This window comes from Mycobacterium celatum (genome assembly GCF_002101595.1).
Lineage (GTDB): Bacteria > Actinomycetota > Actinomycetes > Mycobacteriales > Mycobacteriaceae > Mycobacterium > Mycobacterium celatum.
Genome location: NZ_LQOM01000016.1, coordinates 295100 through 313142 on the forward strand (window position 1 = coordinate 295100; position 18043 = coordinate 313142).

Consider the following 18043-nt stretch of genomic DNA (forward strand, 5'->3'; position numbering starts at 1 on the left):
TCGACGGCAAAGGAGCGGCATGGAGGGCGCCGTAGCGGTGATGGGCGCCGGCGCGTGGGGCACCGCGTTGGCCAAGGTATTGGCCGAGACGGGCGTCGACGTCACCCTGTGGGCGCGCCGGGCCGATGTCGCCGACGAAATCAACGCCACCCGATGCAATTCCGGCTACCTGCCCGGTGTCCAACTGCCGCCGCGCATCCGCGCCACCGACGACGCCGCCGAGGCGCTGGGCGGCGCATCCACGGTGCTGCTGGGGGTGCCGGCGCAGACCATGCGATCCAACCTCGAGGGTTGGGCCGGGCTGTTCCGCGACGGCGCGACACTGGTCAGCCTGGCCAAGGGCATCGAACTGGGCACGCTGATGCGGATGAGCCAGGTGATCGTCGCGGTGACGGGCGTCGACCCCGCGCAGGTGGCAGTGGTTTCCGGGCCCAACCTGGCCAGCGAGATCGCCGACGGACAGCCTGCCGCCACCGTCGTCGCATGCACCGACTCCGGCCGTGCCGTCGCGCTGCAGCGCGCGCTGAACGCCGGGTACTTCCGCCCGTACACCAATTCGGACGTGATCGGCACCGAAATCGGCGGTGCCTGCAAGAACGTGATCGCGCTGGCGTGCGGGATGGCGGCCGGAGTGGGGTTGGGCGAAAACACCGCCGCGGCGATCATCACCCGCGGGCTGGCCGAGATCATGCGATTGGGCATCGCGGTCGGCGCCAAAGGCGCGACACTGGCCGGGCTGGCCGGGGTGGGCGATCTGGTGGCCACCTGCACCTCGCCGCAATCACGCAACCGCTCCTTCGGTGAGCGCCTCGGCCGCGGCGGGACGATGGAATCCGCGCTGCAGGCCACCGACGGCCACGTCGTCGAGGGCGTGACGTCGTGCGAATCGGTGCTGGCACTGGCCTCGAGCTACGACGTCGAGATGCCGCTCACCGACGCCGTGCACCGGGTCTGTCACAAGGGGCTCTCCGTCGGCGAGGCGGTGCTGCTGCTGCTGGGCCGCAGCACCAAGCCGGAGTAAAGCCGCCGGGTAGCCTCTCTAGGTTGTGAGTGCTCGAGACCGTATCCGCGTCGCCGTCGTGTTCGGCGGACGCAGCAACGAGCACGCCATCTCCTGCGTGTCGGCGGGCAGCATCCTGCGCAACCTGGACCCGCAACGATTCGACGTGACCGCTGTCGGCATCACCCCGGACGGCTCGTGGGTGCTCACCGACGGCGACCCGGACAAGTTGGCGATCACTAACCGGCAGCTCCCCGGGGTGAGCTCGGCGTCGGGAACCGAGCTGGCACTGCCGGCCGACCCGCAGCGGGCCGGTCAGTTGGTGTCGCTGTCGCCCGGCGACCCCGACGTGCTGGCGTCCGTCGACGTGGTTTTCCCGGTGTTGCACGGGCCCTACGGCGAGGACGGCACCATTCAGGGACTGCTGGAGATGGCCGGCGTGCCCTATGTCGGCGCCGGGGTGTTGGCCAGCGCCGCGGGCATGGACAAGGAGTTCACCAAGAAGCTCCTGGTGGCCGAGCGGCTTCCGGTGGGCCCGTACGCCGTGCTGCGGCCGTCACAGCCCACGCTCGACGTCGCCGAACGCGAGCGACTCGGGCTGCCGGTGTTCGTCAAACCGGCGCGCGGCGGCTCGTCGATCGGGGTCAGCCGGGTGAGCTCCTGGGATCAGCTCCCGGCAGCTGTCGCCGACGCCCGCCGGCACGACCCCAAGGTGATCGTCGAGGCCGCGGTCGCCGGGCGGGAACTGGAGTGCGGGGTGCTCGAATTCCCCGATGGCACAGTGCAAGCCAGCACAATCGGGGAGATCCGGGTGGCCGGCGTGCGCGGACGCGAAGACCAGTTCTACGACTTTGCGACCAAATATCTCGACGACGCCGCCGAACTCGACGTGCCCGCCAAGATCGACGACGAGGTGGCCGACGCGGTGCGCGAGTTGGCTATTCGAGCGTTCCGCGCGATCGACTGTCAGGGCCTGGCGCGGGTGGACTTCTTTCTCACCGACGACGGGCCGCTGGTCAACGAGGTCAACACGATGCCCGGATTCACCACGATCTCGATGTACCCGCGGATGTGGGCGGCCAGCGGTGTGGACTATCCCACCCTGCTCGCGACGATGGTCGAGACAGCGTTGGCGCGCGGCACCGGTCTGCGCTGAACCCGTTGCCGAGTGTGCGGTTACGGCGCCGAGAGTGAGACGAGGGCGGGAAATTCGCGATTCTTCCGCCCTGGACGCACAGTGGAATCCAAGGACGCACACTCGATGACCGAGGCCGTGGTTAGCCCGGCGGCGGGGCGGGGCTGATCGGCACGGCCGGCATCGTTTGGTCGATGACGTCCGAGAGTTGCTGGATCGGGGTCGGCCCCGAGCCCGGCGGCAATGTGAGCGCCACATAGACCGGCCGGTCGACGGTGTACCAGGTCGATCGGTCGTCCTGGCGAACCTCGAACCACTGCACGCCGTCGACGACCTGGATCGGCGCACCCACGACAAAGTCGACCGGACGGTCGAGTCCGCACCGCAGCACCACCGGCTCATCCCGGGCTCGCCAGGCGGCTGTGCCGGCGGGTGCCGGCTGCACGGCCGCGGCGCGCTGATAGTCGCCGAGTCGCTGCGGCAGCGCCTCCAGCAGTGCTCGGCAAGCCGGATTCTGTGCCTGCGGCGCGGGCACTGCGGCGATGGCCACCGGTTCCTGCGCCGGGTGGCGGGTGGCCGCGATCGCCAGCACTGCGCCGATCGCGCCGACGGCGAGCAGCAGCGCGGCGATCAGCACGGCGCGCGGCGGGCCCTCGTTGTTGTCCACGTGCGTACACTCCCGGAGTCGTTGGTGAACGTACCCGCCGGGAGGCGATGTGAGCACGCTGGGTGAACTCGGCGAGTTCGGCATGATCGGCCGGCTGGTGCGTCGCCGCGGCCAGCCGCCCACGGTGGCGCTGGGTCCTGGTGACGACGCGGCCGTGGTCCGGGCCGACGACGGTCGGGTTGTGGTGTCGACGGACATGCTGGTCGAGAGCCGGCACTTCCGGCTGGATTGGTCGACGCCGCACGACGTCGGCCGCAAGGCGATCGCGCAAAACGCCGCCGACATCGAGGCGATGGGCGCGCGGCCCACCGCGTTCGTCGCCAGCTTCGGGGCGCCGCCCGAGACTCCGGTGGCGGAGGTCGACGCGCTGGCGGACGGCATGTGGGAGGAGGCCGAGCGAGTTGGCGCCGGCATCGCCGGCGGAGACCTGGTGGGCAGCCCGCAGTGGGTGGTGTCGGTGACCGTGCTTGGCGATCTGGCCGGCCGCGCCCCTGTGCTGCGCTCCGGGGCTCGACCTGGCTCGGCGGTCGCGGTGACCGGCGAACTCGGGTGGTCGGCGGCGGGATATGCCCTGTGGTGCAACGGAATTAGCGACTTCGACAACTTCCGACGGCGTCACCTGGTGCCGCAGCCGCCCTACGGGCAGGGCCGCGTAGCCGCCGAGGCCGGCGCGCAGGCGATGATCGACGTCTCCGACGGTCTGGTCGGCGACCTGCGTCACCTCGCCGAGGCGTCCGGCGTCGGCGTGGACCTGAGCACCGCCGCGCTGACATCCGATCGTGACGCGCTGCGCGGCGCTGCCGACGCGATGGCCACCGACCCGTGGTCGTGGGTGCTCGGCGGCGGAGAAGACCACGCGCTGGTCGCCGCGTTCGCCGGGCCGGTCCCGGATGGATGGCGCGTCATCGGCCGGGTGCTGGACGGGCCGGCGCGGGTGCTCGTCGACGGCGCGGAGTGGCAGGGATACGCGGGCTGGGAATCGTTCGGCTCGCTAAGGTGACGCCGTGACCGTCTACGCGATCGCCCTGCTGCGGTTCACCGACCGCGCTGCCTACGACCGGTATCAGGCAGAGTTCATGGAGGTCTTCATCCGTCACTCGGGAACGCTGTTGGCGGCCGACGAGTCGCCTCAGGTGGTGGAAGGCCAGTGGGACCGCGAGAAGGTGGTACTGACGTCGTTTCCGGACGAGGCCGCGTTCCGAGAGTGGGCCGAATCGCCGGAATACCAAGAGATCTCGAAGGACCGCCGAGCGGGCGCCGACACCGTTGTGCTGCTGGCGAAAGGGCTGTCGTGACCGCGCGGCCGCTGCGCGAGCTGGTCGAGGACGGCTGGGCGCATGCTCTGGAGCCCGTCGGCGAAAAGGTCGCCGAGATGGGTCAATTCCTGCGCGCAGAAATCGCCGCCGGCCGCGGCTACCTTCCGGCTGGCCAGAATGTGTTGCGCGCCTTTACGTTTCCCTTCGATGAGGTGCGGGTGTTGATTGTCGGACAAGATCCGTATCCGACACCCGGGCATGCAGTGGGGCTGAGTTTCTCGGTGGCTGCGGAGGTCCGGCCGCTGCCGCGCAGCCTGGAGAACATCTTCGCCGAATACGCCAGCGACCTGGGCTATCCGACGCCGTCCTGCGGCGACCTGTCCCCATGGGCAAAGCGCGGGGTGATGCTGCTCAACAGGGTGCTCACCGTGCAGCCGGGCAACCCGGCGTCGCACCGCGGCAAGGGGTGGGAGGCGGTCACCGAGTGCGCCATCCGCGCCCTGGTGGATCGTCGCAAGCCGCTGGTGGCGATCCTGTGGGGGCGCGACGCGTCGACGCTCAAGCCGATGCTGGCCGCCGAGGAGTGTGTGGCGATCGAATCGCCGCATCCCTCACCGCTGTCGGCGTCGCGGGGTTTCTTCGGTTCACGGCCGTTCAGCCGCGCCAACGAGCTGCTGGAGAAGATGGGCGCCGAGCCCGTCGACTGGCGACTGCCGTAGCTCTCCCTGCGCGAGTAGCTGCAAAAAAGGCCCGCGACACGCCGGAAAATGGGGACCTTTGCGTCTGTTGGCGCTAAAAACTAGCCGCGGACGACCTTGCCGGCCTTGATGCACGACGTGCAGACGTTGAGCCGCTGCTTGTTACCGCCGGGGCGGGTCACGGCGTGCACCGTCTGAATGTTGGGGTCCCAGCGACGGCTGGTCCGGCGATGCGAGTGCGATACCGACTTGCCGAAGCCGGGGCTCTTCCCGCAAATGTCGCACACGGCGGCCATAGCTGAAACTCCTCAAATCTCTGGGGCCAACAACCGAGCTCGGGTGGCCACGACGACCTGGTCAGGATAGCCGCAGGCGGCCCGAAGTGCCAAAACGATCAACACCCGCTGGATACCTTATGACCAGTCCTGTCGCCGCCACTGGTTAGGCTGGCGCCCACCGCAGGAGGCGCGAGGAGGTGGGCCAGGTGTCTGAAGTGCACACACCGGAACGCCTGCTGGACGGGGCTGCGCTGCGTGATTGGACACACACCGCTGTCAGTGACCTGATCACTCACATCGACGAAATAAACCGCCTCAACGTGTTCCCCGTCGCCGATTCCGACACCGGCACCAACATGCTGTTCACCATGCGCTCGGCGCTGGCCGAGGCCAACACCGAAGCGCGGTCGGGCGACGTCGCGCGGGTGGCGGCAGCACTGTCGGTGGGTGCGCTCAACGGCGCCCGCGGAAACTCCGGGGTGATCCTGTCGCAGATCCTGCGGGGCATCGCCGACGTCACCGCCGAGGCCGCCGCCCGGGCCGGCGGTGAGCTGAACCACATCGACGCCGCGGTCCTCGGTTCGGCGTTGCGGCATGGCGTGGATCTGGTCGTCGCATCGATGGGCGGTCGGGAGGTTGCCGGGACCATCGTCTCGGTGCTGCAGGCCGCCGCCGACGCGGTCCAGCAGCATGCCGGCGAGGGATTGGTCCAGGCGATCAGCGCGGCCGGCGACGCAGCGGTGATCGCGCTGGAGAAAACCCCCGAACAGCTCGACGTGCTGGGCGACGCGGGCGTGGTCGACGCCGGTGGACGCGGTTTGCTGGTCCTGCTCGATGCGCTCCGCTTTACGATCACCGGCCAGGCGCCCGCCCGCACGGTGTACGAGCCGTCGCCGCGCCGGCAGCCGGCCGACGCCGCCCCGGAACAACCCGCTCCGCAGTTCGAAGTGATGTACCTGCTCGGTGACTGTGACGCCGACGGCGCCGACGCGCTGCGGGACCGCCTCGGCCAGCTCGGCGACTCGGTGGCCATCGCCACATCCGCGGCCGACGCGTCCGGGGCCGGCTACTCGGTCCACGTCCACACCAACGACGCCGGCGCCGCTGTCGAGGCCGGTTTGGTGTTCGGCCGCCCGCACCGGATCCAGATCTCGGTGCTCAACGGCGGCCCCGCCGGCCTGCCCCCGGGCAGCTGGACCCGCGAGCGGGCGGTGCTGGCCGTCGCCGACGGCGACGGCGCCGCGGAATTGTTCGCCGGCGAAGGCGCCTGCGTGCTGCGGCCCGACCCCGATGCCGCCGACCCGGCCACCGCGGTCAGCGCCCAACAGCTGTTGCGGGCGGTGGTGGACACCGGCGCCGCGCAGGTGATGGTGTTGCCCAACGGCTACGTCGCGGCCGAGGAATTGGTCGCCGGCTGCACCGCCGCCATCGGCTGGGGCATCGACGTGGTGCCGCTGCCGAGCGGGTCGATGGTGCAGGGGCTGGCCGCGCTGGCTGTGCACGATCCGGACCGGCAGGCCGTCGACGACGGCTACACGATGGCCCGCGCCGTCGGCGCCGCGCGGCACGGCTCGGTGCGCGTCGCGACCGAGCGGGCGCTGACGTGGGCCGGCACCTGTGAGTCCGGCGACGGCCTGGGCATCGCCGGCGACGAGGTGCTGATCGTGGCCGAAGACATCACGTCGGCGGCGATCGGTCTGATCGACTTACTGCTGGCGGCCGGCGGCGAGCTGGTGACGGTGCTGGTGGGCGCCGGCGTCGATCCGGGTCTCGGCGACGCACTGCAGCAGCATGTGCACGACCAGCATCCCGGCACCGAGCTGGTGACCTATCAGACCGGGCACCGCGGCGACGCGTTGTTGATCGGGGTCGAGTAGCGATGGCGACGCTGAGCGACCGGCTGGATTACCTTGTCGGGGCGAAATCCGCGAAGCCGCTCGACGAGGTGTTCGGTATCCGCACCGTCGACGACCTGCTGCGCCACTACCCGCGCAGCTATGTCGAGGGCGCGACGGTGCGTGGTGCCGGTGACGAGCGGCCGCAAGAGGGGGAGCACATCACGCTGGTCGACATGATCACCGACGCGGTATCGCACCCGATGAAAACGAAGAAGCAGCAGTCCGACAAGAACAAGAAACGGCGCAACGACGAGTACCTCGTCATCACGCTCGGCTCAGGACGCAACAGGGTGACCGCCACTTTTTTTCACGCGCGCGGCCTCAAGTACGAGCTGACGAAGGGCACGAAGGTGATGCTCTCGGGCGAGGTCGGCTTCTTCCGGGGCACCATGCAACTGACGCATCCTGCCTTCCTCGTCCTGGATCCCAAGCGCAGCAGGAACTTTGGCAGCGACTCGCTGCGCAACATCGCCGATGCGTCGAAGGCGGTCAGCGGCGAGGTGCTGCAGGAGGAGTTCGAACGTCGCTTCTTCCCGATCTATCCGGCCAGCACGAAGCTGCAGAGCTGGGACATATTCGCCTGCATGCGGCAGGTGCTCGCGGTGCTCGACCCCGTGGACGACCCGCTGCCCGACGAGGTTATCTCGGAACACGGTCTGGTCTGCGAGGACCGCGCGCTGCGCGCGATCCATCTCTCCGAAGACGAAGCCGAGCGGCGCCGCGCCCGCGAGCGGCTGACTTTCGACGAAGCCGTGGGTTTGCAGTGGGCACTGGTGTCCCGCCGCCACGGCGAACTGTCGCAATCCGGTCCTGCAGCACCGCCGCGGCCCGACGGCTTGAAACAAGAACTGTTGTCCCGCTTGCCGTTTGAGCTGACTTCCGGTCAGTGTGAAGTGCTCGAGGTGTTGTCCGCAGAACTGAGCGCGAGCCGTCCGATGAACCGGCTGTTGCAAGGAGAGGTGGGGTCGGGCAAGACGATCCTGGCGGTGCTGGCGATGCTGCAGATGGTCGATGCCGGCTATCAGTGCGCGCTGTTGGCGCCGACGGAAGTGCTTGCCGCACAACATGTCCGGTCGATCCACGACGTGCTGGGGCCGCTGGCGCTGGGCGGTCAGCTCGGCGGCGCCGACAACGCCACCAGGGTGGCGTTGCTCACCGGCTCGATGTCGGCGGCGCAGAAGAAACAGGTCCGCGAGGAGATCGGCAGCGGGCAGGCCGGCATCGTCGTCGGAACCCACGCACTGCTGCAGGACGCCGTCGAGTTTCACCGGCTGGGCATGGTGGTGGTCGACGAGCAACACCGGTTCGGTGTCGAGCAACGAGACCAGTTGCGCGCCAAGGCCCCTGCCGGGATCACGCCGCATCTTCTGGTGATGACGGCGACGCCGATACCGCGGACGGTGGCGCTGACCGTCTACGGCGATTTGGAGACCTCGACGCTGCGTGAGCTTCCCCGCGGGCGCCAGCCGATCAGCACCAACACGATCTTCGTCAAGGACAAACCGGCGTGGCTGGACCGCGCGTGGCGCCGCATCATCGAGGAGGTCTCCGCCGGACGCCAGGCGTACGTGGTGGCGCCCCGGATCGACGAGAACGACGACAGCGGGCAAAGCGAGGACAGCGGAAGACCTTCGGCGACAGCGGTGGAGTTGTTCGCCTCACTGCACAAGCACCAACTGGCGGGTCTGCGGCTCGGACTGATGCACGGTCGTCTTGGCGCCGACGAGAAGGACGCCGTGATGGCGGCGTTTCGTGCCGGGGAGATCGACGTGCTGGTGTGCACCACCGTGATCGAGGTCGGTGTCGACGTCCCGAACGCGACCGTGATGCTGGTGATGGACGCCGACCGGTTCGGTATCAGCCAATTGCATCAGCTGCGTGGCCGCATCGGCCGCGGCGCGCACGCGAGCCTGTGTCTGTTGGCGAGCTGGGTTTCGCCGAATTCCCGAGCCGCCCGGCGACTGCAGGCCGTCGCGGAAACCCTCGACGGTTTCGCGCTGGCGGACCTGGACCTCGAGGAACGGCGCGAGGGAGATGTGTTGGGCCGCAGCCAAAGTGGCCGCCCGATAACCCTCAGGCTGCTGTCACTGGCCAAGCACCGGCAAGTCATCGAGGCGGCCCGCGACCTCTGCGAGAGGGTGTACGACGCGAACCCGGCACACCCGGGGATGGCGCTGCTGGCCGCGCCGTTCACCGGCAGTGATCGCATCGAGTACCTGGACAAGTCGTGAGTCGCAAGACGTTGCTGTGGTTGTCGGCGATCGCGGTACTGGCGGTGATGGTCGCCTATCAGGTGATGGCCTCCTCGGCAGGCAATCGCGCGGAGCAGTTCGCGGCGCGCGCCGATATTCCGACCGTGCAGCCCGGCGTCGACGTACTGGCCGGAATCGTGGTGGTGCCGGCCAGGATTCACCGCTACGACTATCGCCGCGCCGCATACGGCGACGCCTGGACCGACGACAACGACGCACCCGGCGGGCACAACGGATGCGACACCCGCGACGACATCCTCAACCGGGATCTCGTCGACAAGACGTACGTGTCGATCAAACGCTGTCCCGACGCCGTGGCCACCGGCACGCTGCACGACCCGTACACCAATGCGACGGTAGCATTCCACCGCGGCGCCCGGGTCGGGGAGTCGGTCCAGATCGACCACATCGTCCCGCTGGCGTTGGCCTGGGATATGGGCGCCTACGACTGGCCGTTTCCCGAGCGGGTGCGCTTCGCCAATGATCCCGCCAACCTGCTGGCGGTCGCCGGAAACGCCAACGAAGACAAGGGTGATTCGCAACCGGCGCTGTGGATGCCGCCGAACACCGCGTTCTGGTGCCAATACAGCATGCAGTTCATCGCGGTGCTGCGCGGCTACGCGCTGCCCGTCGACCAAGCGTCGGCCGACGCGCTGCGGCAGGCCGCGGCCACGTGCCCGGCGGGCTAGCGCGAGCGGGCTCAGATACCCGTGTAGGTCAGCGGATCCTCGCGCACCCGGGTGCCGTCATTGAGGCCGTTGAGCGCATCCATGTGCTCGGCGGCCAGCTCGAAATCGAAGACGTCGAAGTTGCTGGCGATGCGCTCGGGCTTACCCGACCGGAACACCACCGCGTTGCCCAGTTGCAGGTTCCAGCGCAGCAACACCTGGGCGGGTGTGCGGCTGTATTCCCCGGCAATGGATGTCACCGTCGGATTGTCCAGCAGCCGGCCGACGGCCAGCGGGCTGTAGGCCTGGGTGACGACGCTGTGGCTGGCGTTGGCGCTGCGCAGCTCGGCCTGGTTGAGCAGCGGGTGCAACTCGATCTGATTGACGGCGGGCGTGACAAAGGTCAGGTCGATGACCGTCGACAGGTGTTCCTCGGTGAAGTTCGCGACGCCGATCGAACGGGCAAGACCGTTGCCGCGCACCTGGATTAAGCCCCCGAAGCTGTTCACATACTCGCCCAATTGTGGCGCGGGCCAATGAATCAAATACAAGTCGACATACTCGAGGCCGAGCCGCTCCAAGCTTTCCTGGCACGCCTCCTGTGACCTGGCGAATCCCTGGTCGGCGTTGGCGAGCTTGGTGGTGACGAACAACTCGGCCCGCGGGATGCCCGAAGCGGCGATCGCGCGGCCGACGGCCGCTTCGTTGCCGTAGACCGCGGCGGTGTCGATCAGCCGGCAGCCGGCCTCCAGCGCCGCCGATACCGCGCGTTCCGTCTCGTCGTCGGACAGCTCCGCGACACCGAGGCCGAGCACGGGCATCGTGTTCTCGTCATTGAGCGCAATAGCTGGGACGGTGGCGCCCGACTCGCCAGTCAACGTCATTCACCTGCCTGTGAAATCGAAGGTTCGTGGATCCGGACCAAGCCGTGTTCCGTCATCGAGCGAGGAGATCGACGCCATCTCGTCGTTGCTCAGTTCGAAATCGAACACTTCGAAGTTGCTCGCAATCCGCGCAGGGTTCACCGACTTGGGGATCACGATATTACCTAGCTGGATATGCCACCTAATCAACACCTGGGCAGGTGTCCGGCCGCGGGCGTCGGCGAGTGCGGTGATCGTCGGATGGTCCAGCAGCGAACCCTGACCGAGCGGGCCCCACGCCTCGGTGGCGATGCCCAGACGTGCGTGGACCTCGCGCAACGCGGTTTGCGGCAGCCGCGGATGCAGCTCGACCTGGTTGACCGCCGGCACTATGCCGGTGGCGTCGATGAGCACCTGCAAGTGCTCGGGCTCGAAATTGCTCACCCCGATCGACCGGATGCGGCCCTGGTCGCGCAGGTGGGCGAACGCCTTGAAGGTGTCGACGAACTTGCCCTGCTGGGGCAGCGGCCAATGGATCAGGTATAGGTCCAGGTAATCGAGGCCAAGGCGGTCCATGCTGGCGTCGAACGCCGTCAGCGTGCTGTCGTAGCCCTGGTCGGCGTTCCATAGCTTGGTCACCAAGTACAGTTCGTCTCTGGGCACGCCGGAATTGGCTACCGCACGCCCGGTCTCGCGTTCGTTACGGTAGGCCGCCGCGGTGTCGATATGCCGGTAACCGGCTTGCAGCGCGGTACCGACCGCCTGCTCGGTGTCCGCGGGTGGAATCTGGAAAACGCCGAATCCCAGGGCGGGAATGGAATTGCCGTCGTTGAGCGTGACGAGGGGAGCAGCCATGACGAAAAGTCTGCCAGGCGTGCCCGGGCTGACCAGCCGGATGCAGAACACCGCCGCCAACCTCGGTATGAAGGTCATTCCGTTCATCCCGGCCGGCGCCAAGCGGCTACTCTCGGGCGGCCGGTCGGTCACCATCGACGGCAACACGCTGGACACCACCCTGCAGCTGATGCTGTCTGGGCTGCGAGTGATGGGCGTCGACGGGTTGGTAACCGAAGACGACCCGACCGCGTCGCGCACCCAGATGCGCGAGCTCACTGCCGCGTTTCCGGGCCCGCAGATCCACGTCGCCGTCAGCGACCTGTCGATACCGGGCCCGACCGGCGACATCGGCGCCCGGCATTACCGGCCGGCCTGCGCGGAGCCCACTGCGTTGCTGGTCTTCTACCACGGCGGCGGCTGGTGCCTCGGTGACCTCGACACCCATGACCAGTTGTGCCGGCTGGTCTGTCGCGACGCCGACATCCACGTGTTGTCGATCGACTATCGGCTGGCCCCCGAACATCCCGCCCCGGCCGCGGTCGACGACGCCTACGCGGCGTTTCGGTGGGCGCACGAGCACGCCGGCGAGCTGGGCGCGATCCCCGGCCGGGTGGCCGTGGGCGGCGACAGCGCCGGCGGCAACCTCGCCGCCGTGGTGTCGCAGCTGGCGCGCAACGACGGCGGCCCCGAGCCGGCGCTGCAGTGGCTGCTCTATCCGCGAACCGACTTCACCGCGCAAACTCGGTCGCTGTCGCTGTTCGCCAGCGGTTTTTTGCTCACCAAGCACGACATCGACTGGTTCGAGGCGAATTATCTGGGCGGCTCCGGCGTCGACGCCGCAGATCCGCGGGTCTCTCCGCTGCTGGCCGAAACGCTGTCCGGGCTGCCCCCTGCGCTGATCACAGTCGCGGGTTTCGATCCTCTGCGCGACGAGGGCGAGCGGTACGCCACGGCGCTGCAGGCCGCCGGCAATGCGGTCGACCTGCGCTGCCTGGGCTCGTTGACGCACGGGTTCGCCAACCTCTTCCCGCTGGGCGGCGGCAGCGCGACCGCCACCGCCGAGCTGGTCTCGGCGCTGCGCGCCCACCTCAGCCGGGTTTGAGCACATTACGCTAGAAGCGCCATCGACAACCGGAGGATCAGCGACCAGTGGCCAACAAATCGAAACGCCCCGGCTACGACCCCAAGCTTGCGGGCCGCCGACGCGATCGCGCATTCCAGATCGGAATCACCCTGATCGTGGTGGTCTTCGCAGTCGTCGTGATCGGCTACATCCTGATCTCGCACGATAAGAAGAGCGAGCATGCAGGACGCGCGGTGCGGGTGACGTCGAGCAAGCTGGTCACCAAGGAGGGCACCAAAGATCCCAAGGCGATCGTGTCGTTCTACGAAGACTTCCTGTGCCCGGCGTGCGGGAACTTCGAGCGGACGTTCGGGCCGACGGTGTCCAGGCTGATCGACAGCGGTGCCATCGCCGCCGACTACTACATGGTCGGCATCCTGAGCAGCCCGCACAACGACGACTATTCGAGTCGTGCCGGGGCGGCGGCCTACTGCGTGGCCGACGAGAACCTCGACGCGTTCCGCCGGTTCCACACCGCGTTGTTCACCAAGGAGCTGCAGCCGTCGGAGACCGGTTCGAAGTTTCCCGACAACGCCGAGCTGATCGAACGCGCCCGCGAGGCCGGCGTCGTGGGCAAGGTTCCCGACTGTGTCAAGAGCGGCAAGTACATTCCGCTGGTCGACGGCATGGCAGCGGCCACCAATATTCACGCCACCCCGACCATCCGCATCAACGGCCAGGACTACGACCCGTCGACGCCTGACGCGCTGGTCGCCAAGATCAAAGAAATCGTCGGGAACGTGCCCGGCCTCGATACGGCGGCGACGCCGGCGTCGTGACCACCGCGGTGTCCGCGCAACCGGGTGAGCCACTGACGGATTCGCCTCCGGCACCGGTCGATCCGCGCAGCGCGTGGTGGGTGCTGATCGCCGGGGTGGCTGGCCTGCTCGCCTCGGTGACGCTGACGGTGGAGAAGATCAACATCCTGCTCAACCCGTCGTACGTGCCGTCGTGCAACATCAACCCGGTGGTGTCGTGCGGCTCGGTGATGACGACGCCGCAGGCCTCGGTGCTGGGTTTCCCCAACTCGCTGATCGGCATCGCGGCGTTCATGGTCGTCGTGGTCACCGGCGTGCTTGCGGTCGCGAAAGTCGTTCTGCCGCAGTGGTATTGGTCTGGACTGGTGGTCGGAACGCTGGCCGGGGCGGGGTTCGTCCACTGGCTGATCTTCCAGAGCCTGTATCGCATCGGGGCGCTGTGCCCGTATTGCATGGTGGTGTGGGCGGTGACCATACCGCTGCTGGTGGTGGCCGCCTCGATCGCGCTGCGCCCGGCAATCGAGGGAAATCCGGTGTTACGCGGGCTCTACCATTGGCGGTGGTCGATTACCGCACTGTGGTTCACCGCAGTCATTCTGATGATCCTGGCGCGGTTCTGGGATTACTGGTCGACACTTCTCTAAACGGTCTGAAGGGGCGCGCGCATGATCTCCAAAGTGCTGGTTGCCAATCGCGGTGAAATCGCGATCCGCGCCTTCCGCGCCGCCTACGAGCTGGGCATCGGCACCGTCGCGATCTACCCGTACGAGGACCGCAACTCGGTGCACCGGCTCAAGGCCGACGAGTCCTACCAGATCGGCGAAGAAGGCCACCCGGTGCGGGCCTACCTTTCGGTCGACGAGATCGTCGAAACCGCTCTCCGCGCAGGCGCCGACGCCATATACCCCGGATACGGATTCCTCTCGGAGAACCCGGAATTGGCCGACGCCTGCGCGCGGGCCGGCATCACCTTCGTCGGCCCCAGTGCCGCGGTGCTGGAGTTGACCGGAAACAAATCCCGCGCGATCGCGACGGCCCGCGAGGCCGGTCTGCCGGTGCTGATGTCCTCGGCGCCGTCCGCGTCGGTCGACGAGCTGCTGGCCGCCGCGGAGGACATGCGTTTCCCGTTGTTCGTCAAGGCCGTTGCCGGTGGCGGGGGCCGCGGCATGCGGCGCGTCAACGACGCGGCCATGCTGCCCGAGGCCATCGAGGCCGCCAGCCGCGAAGCAGAGTCGGCGTTCGGGGACCCGACGGTCTATCTCGAGCAGGCGGTGATCAACCCGCGCCACATCGAGGTGCAGATCCTGGCCGACACCCAGGGCAGCGTGATCCACCTCTACGAGCGGGACTGCAGCGTGCAGCGCCGGCACCAGAAGGTCATCGAACTCGCGCCCGCGCCGAACCTGGATCCGGTGTTGCGCAAACGGATTTGCGACGACGCGGTGGCGTTCGCCCGCCACATCGGCTACAGCTGCGCCGGCACGGTGGAATTCCTGCTCGACGAGAGCGGCCAGCATGTGTTCATCGAGATGAATCCGCGCATCCAGGTCGAGCACACCGTCACCGAGGAGATCGCCGACGTCGACCTGGTGTCCAGCCAGCTACGCATTGCCGCCGGCGAGACACTGGACGACCTCGGCTTGCGGCAGGAGGCGATCCGTCCGCACGGCGCGGCGCTGCAGTGCCGGATCACCACCGAAGACCCGGCGAACGGTTTCCGGCCCGACACCGGCCGGATCAGCGCCTACCGCAGCCCCGGCGGAGCGGGCATCCGGCTGGACGGCGGCACCAACCTGGGCGCGGAGATCAGCGCGCACTTCGATTCGATGCTGGTGAAGCTGACCTGCCGGGGCCGCGATTTTCCGGCGGCGGTGGCCCGGGCGCGTCGCGCGATCGCCGAGTTCCGCATCCGCGGTGTCTCGACGAATATCCCGTTCCTGCAAGCGGTTCTGGACGACCCCGATTTTCGGGCCGGCCGTATCACCACGTCGTTCATCGACGAGCGTCCGCAACTGCTGACCGCGCGGTCGTCGGCCGACCGCGGCACCAAGATCCTCAACTACCTGGCCGACGTCACCGTGAACAAGCCGCACGGTTCTCGGCCGTCGGCGGTGTACCCGCACGACAAGCTGCCCGACATCGACCTGGAGGCACCTCCGCCGCCCGGCTCCAAGCAACGGCTGGTCGAGTTGGGGCCGGAGGGCTTTGCCCGCTGGATGCGGGAATCCTCCGCGGTTTTGGTCACCGAGACCACATTCCGCGACGCGCACCAGTCGCTGCTCGCTACCCGGATACGGACCGCCGGACTGCTGAGGGTGGCGCCGTACATCGCGCGGCTCACACCGCAGCTGCTGTCGATGGAATGCTGGGGTGGCGCGACTTACGATGTGGCCCTGCGCTTTCTGAAGGAAGACCCGTGGGAGCGGCTGGCCGCGCTGCGCGAGGCGATGCCCAATATCTGCCTGCAGATGCTGCTGCGAGGCCGCAACACCGTCGGCTACACCCCGTATCCGGAGCTTGTGTGCTCGGCGTTCGTCGAGGAGGCCACCGCCACCGGGATCGACATTTTCCGGATCTTCGACGCACTTAATAATGTCGAGTCGATGCGCCCTGCCATCGACGCGGTGCGTGAAACAGGTTCTGCCATAGCCGAAGTCGCGATGTGCTACACCGGCGATCTGGCCGATCCGGACGAGAACATCTACACCCTGGACTACTATCTGAAACTCGCCGAGCAGATCGTCGACGCCGGTGCGCACGTGCTGGGCATCAAGGACATGGCCGGGCTGCTGCGGGCCGGCGCCGCGCAGCGGTTGATTCCTGCTTTGCGCAGTCGTTTCGACCTGCCGATCCATGTGCACACCCATGACACCCCGGGCGGCCAGCTGGGCACCTATGTGGCGGCCTGGCACGCCGGGGCCGACGCCGTCGACGGGGCCGCGGCGCCGTTGGCGGGGACCACGAGCCAGCCCGCGCTGAGCTCGATCGTGGCGGCGGCCGCGCACACCGACTACGACACTGGCCTGTCGCTGTCGGCGGTATGCGATCTGGAGCCGTACTGGGAGGCTCTCCGAAAGGTGTACGCGCCCTTCGAATCCGGGCTGCCGGCGCCGACCGGCCGGGTGTACGACCACGAGATTCCCGGCGGCCAGCTGTCGAATCTGCGCCAGCAGGCGATCGCGCTGGGCCTGGGTGACCGCTTCGAGGAGATCGAGGACGCGTATGCGGCGGCCGACCGGATCCTCGGCAGGCTGATCAAGGTGACCCCGTCGTCGAAAGTGGTCGGCGACCTGGCGCTGGCATTGGTCGGCGCCGGGATCACCGCTGACGAATTCGCTTCGGAACCATCGCGATTCGACATCCCGGAATCGGTGCTGGGGTTCCTGCGCGGGGAGCTGGGCGATCCGCCCGGCGGCTGGCCCGAGCCGCTGCGCACCAACGCGCTGGCCGGTCGTGCGCCGGCCAAACCGGCGCCGGAGCTTACGCTGGAGGACGAAGCGGCGCTGGCGCTGGCCGGCCCCAAGCGCCAAGCCACCTTGAACCGGCTGCTGTTCCCCGGTCCCACAAAGGAATTCGAAGCGCACCGAGAGGCTTACGGCGACACGTCGCAGCTGTCGGCCAACCAGTTCTTCTACGGCCTGCGCCAGGGCGAAGAGCATCGGGTGCAACTGGAGCCCGGCGTGGAGTTGCTGATCGGGCTGGAGGCCATCTCCGAGCCCGACGAGCGCGGCATGCGTACGGTGATGTGCATCATCAACGGGCAGTTGCGACCGGTCGAGGTGCGAGACCGCAGCATCGCCAGCAGCATTCCCGCCGCCGAAAAGGCCGACCGCGCCAACCCCGGCCATATCGCCGCGCCGTTCGCCGGCGTCGTCACCATCGGTGTGTCCGAAGGCGATCGGGTCAATGCCGGGCAGACCATCGCCACGATCGAGGCCATGAAGATGGAGGCCCCGATAACCGCGCCGGTCGATGCCACCGTCGAGCGGGTGGCGGTCTCCACCACCGCCCAGGTCGAGGGCGGGGATCTGCTGGTGGTGTTGCGCTGACCCGCATCATCGCCGGTGTCGCCGGGGGGCGACGTATTGCGGTCCCGCAGCGCGGTACCCGGCCCACCACCGATCGGGTACGCGAAGCGCTGTTCAACGTGTTGAGTGCGCGGCTGGATCTCAGCGGTATCTCGGTGCTGGATCTCTATGCGGGCTCGGGGGCGCTCGGCCTGGAGGCGTTGTCGCGCGGTGCCGCGTCGGTGTTGTTCGTCGAATCCGATCGGCGCGCCGCGGCCGTGATCGAGCGCAACATCTCGACGTTGGGACTGGCCGGGGCGACGCTTCGGCGGGGCAGCGTTTCGGCGGTCCTGGCCGGCGGCGCTGCCGCGCCGGTCGATCTGGTACTGGCCGATCCGCCGTACGACGTCGACGTCGCGGAGATACAGGCGGTGATGGGCGCATTGACTGCGCACGGGTGGACAACGCGCGGCACTGTTGCGGTTTTCGAGCGTGCCCTTGCCAGTGCGCCACTGGCCTGGCCCGACGGCTGGGTCATGCTGCCGCAGCGCCGCTACGGCGACACCCGGCTGGAGCTGGCCGAACGGTTCGAAGCGGGCTGAT

Annotated in this window: 17 protein-coding genes; 13 read left to right on the forward strand and 4 right to left on the reverse strand. The window is 68.2% G+C overall.

Features of this window, described 5'->3' with window-relative positions:
• Window positions 1-19: 19 nt before the first annotated feature.
• A complete protein-coding gene (locus tag AWB95_RS05160; protein WP_062541501.1) occupies window positions 20-1021 on the forward strand; it encodes an NAD(P)H-dependent glycerol-3-phosphate dehydrogenase in 1002 nt (333 codons plus the stop codon).
• Between the two features lie 25 nt (window positions 1022-1046).
• Window positions 1047-2156: a D-alanine--D-alanine ligase family protein gene (locus AWB95_RS05165; RefSeq protein WP_062541500.1), complete on the forward strand. Its 1110-nt coding sequence runs from the start codon at window positions 1047-1049 to the stop codon at window positions 2154-2156.
• A 121-nt stretch (window positions 2157-2277) separates the two neighbouring features.
• Here AWB95_RS05165 and AWB95_RS05170 read toward each other — a convergent pair whose 3' ends face one another.
• On the reverse strand, window positions 2278-2802 hold the full coding sequence (locus AWB95_RS05170) for a DUF3515 domain-containing protein (RefSeq protein ID WP_238600931.1): 525 nt from the start codon (window positions 2800-2802) through the stop codon (window positions 2278-2280).
• A 49-nt stretch (window positions 2803-2851) separates the two neighbouring features.
• Here AWB95_RS05170 and AWB95_RS05175 point away from each other — a divergent pair, with 49 nt between their 5' ends.
• The 3 genes from AWB95_RS05175 to AWB95_RS05185 are packed head-to-tail and all read left to right on the forward strand — an operon-like array spanning window position 2852 to window position 4777.
• Window positions 2852-3802, forward strand: coding sequence for a thiamine-phosphate kinase (locus AWB95_RS05175; RefSeq protein ID WP_274520125.1), 951 nt, complete (start codon window positions 2852-2854; stop codon window positions 3800-3802).
• A gap of 4 nt (window positions 3803-3806) precedes the next feature.
• On the forward strand, window positions 3807-4097 hold the full coding sequence (locus AWB95_RS05180) for a DUF1330 domain-containing protein (RefSeq protein WP_062541677.1): 291 nt from the start codon (window positions 3807-3809) through the stop codon (window positions 4095-4097).
• Window positions 4094-4777 carry a uracil-DNA glycosylase gene (locus tag AWB95_RS05185; protein WP_062541678.1) on the forward strand — a complete coding sequence of 228 codons (684 nt, stop codon included), beginning with the start codon at window positions 4094-4096 and terminating at the stop codon, window positions 4775-4777. The genes AWB95_RS05180 and AWB95_RS05185 overlap by 4 nt, the downstream gene beginning before the upstream one ends.
• A gap of 80 nt (window positions 4778-4857) precedes the next feature.
• Here AWB95_RS05185 and rpmB read toward each other — a convergent pair whose 3' ends face one another.
• Complete coding sequence (gene rpmB / locus AWB95_RS05190) at window positions 4858-5052, reverse strand: 50S ribosomal protein L28 (protein ID WP_045380948.1); 195 nt, start codon at window positions 5050-5052, stop codon at window positions 4858-4860.
• Window positions 5053-5270: 218 nt separating this feature from the next.
• Between rpmB and AWB95_RS05195 the strand changes: the two genes are divergently transcribed.
• The 3 genes from AWB95_RS05195 to AWB95_RS05205 are packed head-to-tail and all read left to right on the forward strand — an operon-like array spanning window position 5271 to window position 9873.
• Window positions 5271-6911, forward strand: a complete 1641-nt coding sequence (locus AWB95_RS05195; protein WP_420799444.1) for a DAK2 domain-containing protein — start codon at window positions 5271-5273, stop codon at window positions 6909-6911.
• 2 nt (window positions 6912-6913) lie between these two features.
• Window positions 6914-9163, forward strand: coding sequence for an ATP-dependent DNA helicase RecG (gene recG / locus AWB95_RS05200; protein ID WP_062540956.1), 2250 nt, complete (start codon window positions 6914-6916; stop codon window positions 9161-9163).
• On the forward strand, window positions 9160-9873 hold the full coding sequence (locus tag AWB95_RS05205; protein ID WP_062540957.1) for an HNH endonuclease family protein: 714 nt from the start codon (window positions 9160-9162) through the stop codon (window positions 9871-9873). Before recG ends, AWB95_RS05205 begins: the two co-directional genes overlap by 4 nt.
• Before the next feature lie 11 nt (window positions 9874-9884).
• Here AWB95_RS05205 and AWB95_RS05210 read toward each other — a convergent pair whose 3' ends face one another.
• Together AWB95_RS05210 and AWB95_RS05215 are read right to left on the reverse strand one after the other, a co-directional pair.
• On the reverse strand, window positions 9885-10730 hold the full coding sequence (locus AWB95_RS05210; RefSeq protein ID WP_099539699.1) for an aldo/keto reductase: 846 nt from the start codon (window positions 10728-10730) through the stop codon (window positions 9885-9887).
• Between the two features lie 6 nt (window positions 10731-10736).
• A complete protein-coding gene (locus tag AWB95_RS05215) occupies window positions 10737-11570 on the reverse strand; it encodes an aldo/keto reductase (RefSeq protein ID WP_062540959.1) in 834 nt (277 codons plus the stop codon).
• Here AWB95_RS05215 and AWB95_RS05220 point away from each other — a divergent pair.
• Genes AWB95_RS05220 through rsmD form a run of 5 tightly spaced genes read left to right on the forward strand, consistent with a single transcriptional unit; the run spans window position 11569 to window position 18042 of the window.
• A complete protein-coding gene (locus AWB95_RS05220; RefSeq protein WP_085167745.1) occupies window positions 11569-12654 on the forward strand; it encodes an alpha/beta hydrolase in 1086 nt (361 codons plus the stop codon). The two genes, AWB95_RS05215 and AWB95_RS05220, sit on opposite strands and share 2 nt — an antisense overlap.
• Window positions 12655-12701: 47 nt before the next feature.
• Complete coding sequence (locus AWB95_RS05225; RefSeq protein WP_062541602.1) at window positions 12702-13454, forward strand: DsbA family protein; 753 nt, start codon at window positions 12702-12704, stop codon at window positions 13452-13454.
• Entirely contained in the window at window positions 13451-14077 is a 627-nt protein-coding gene (locus tag AWB95_RS05230; protein WP_062541601.1) for a vitamin K epoxide reductase family protein, read from the forward strand. Before AWB95_RS05225 ends, AWB95_RS05230 begins: the two co-directional genes overlap by 4 nt.
• A 21-nt stretch (window positions 14078-14098) precedes the next feature.
• A complete protein-coding gene (locus AWB95_RS05235) occupies window positions 14099-17482 on the forward strand; it encodes a pyruvate carboxylase (protein ID WP_062541600.1) in 3384 nt (1127 codons plus the stop codon).
• Window positions 17479-18042: a 16S rRNA (guanine(966)-N(2))-methyltransferase RsmD gene (gene rsmD / locus AWB95_RS05240; RefSeq protein WP_062541603.1), complete on the forward strand. Its 564-nt coding sequence runs from the start codon at window positions 17479-17481 to the stop codon at window positions 18040-18042. Before AWB95_RS05235 ends, rsmD begins: the two co-directional genes overlap by 4 nt.
• Window position 18043 lies beyond the last annotated feature (1 nt).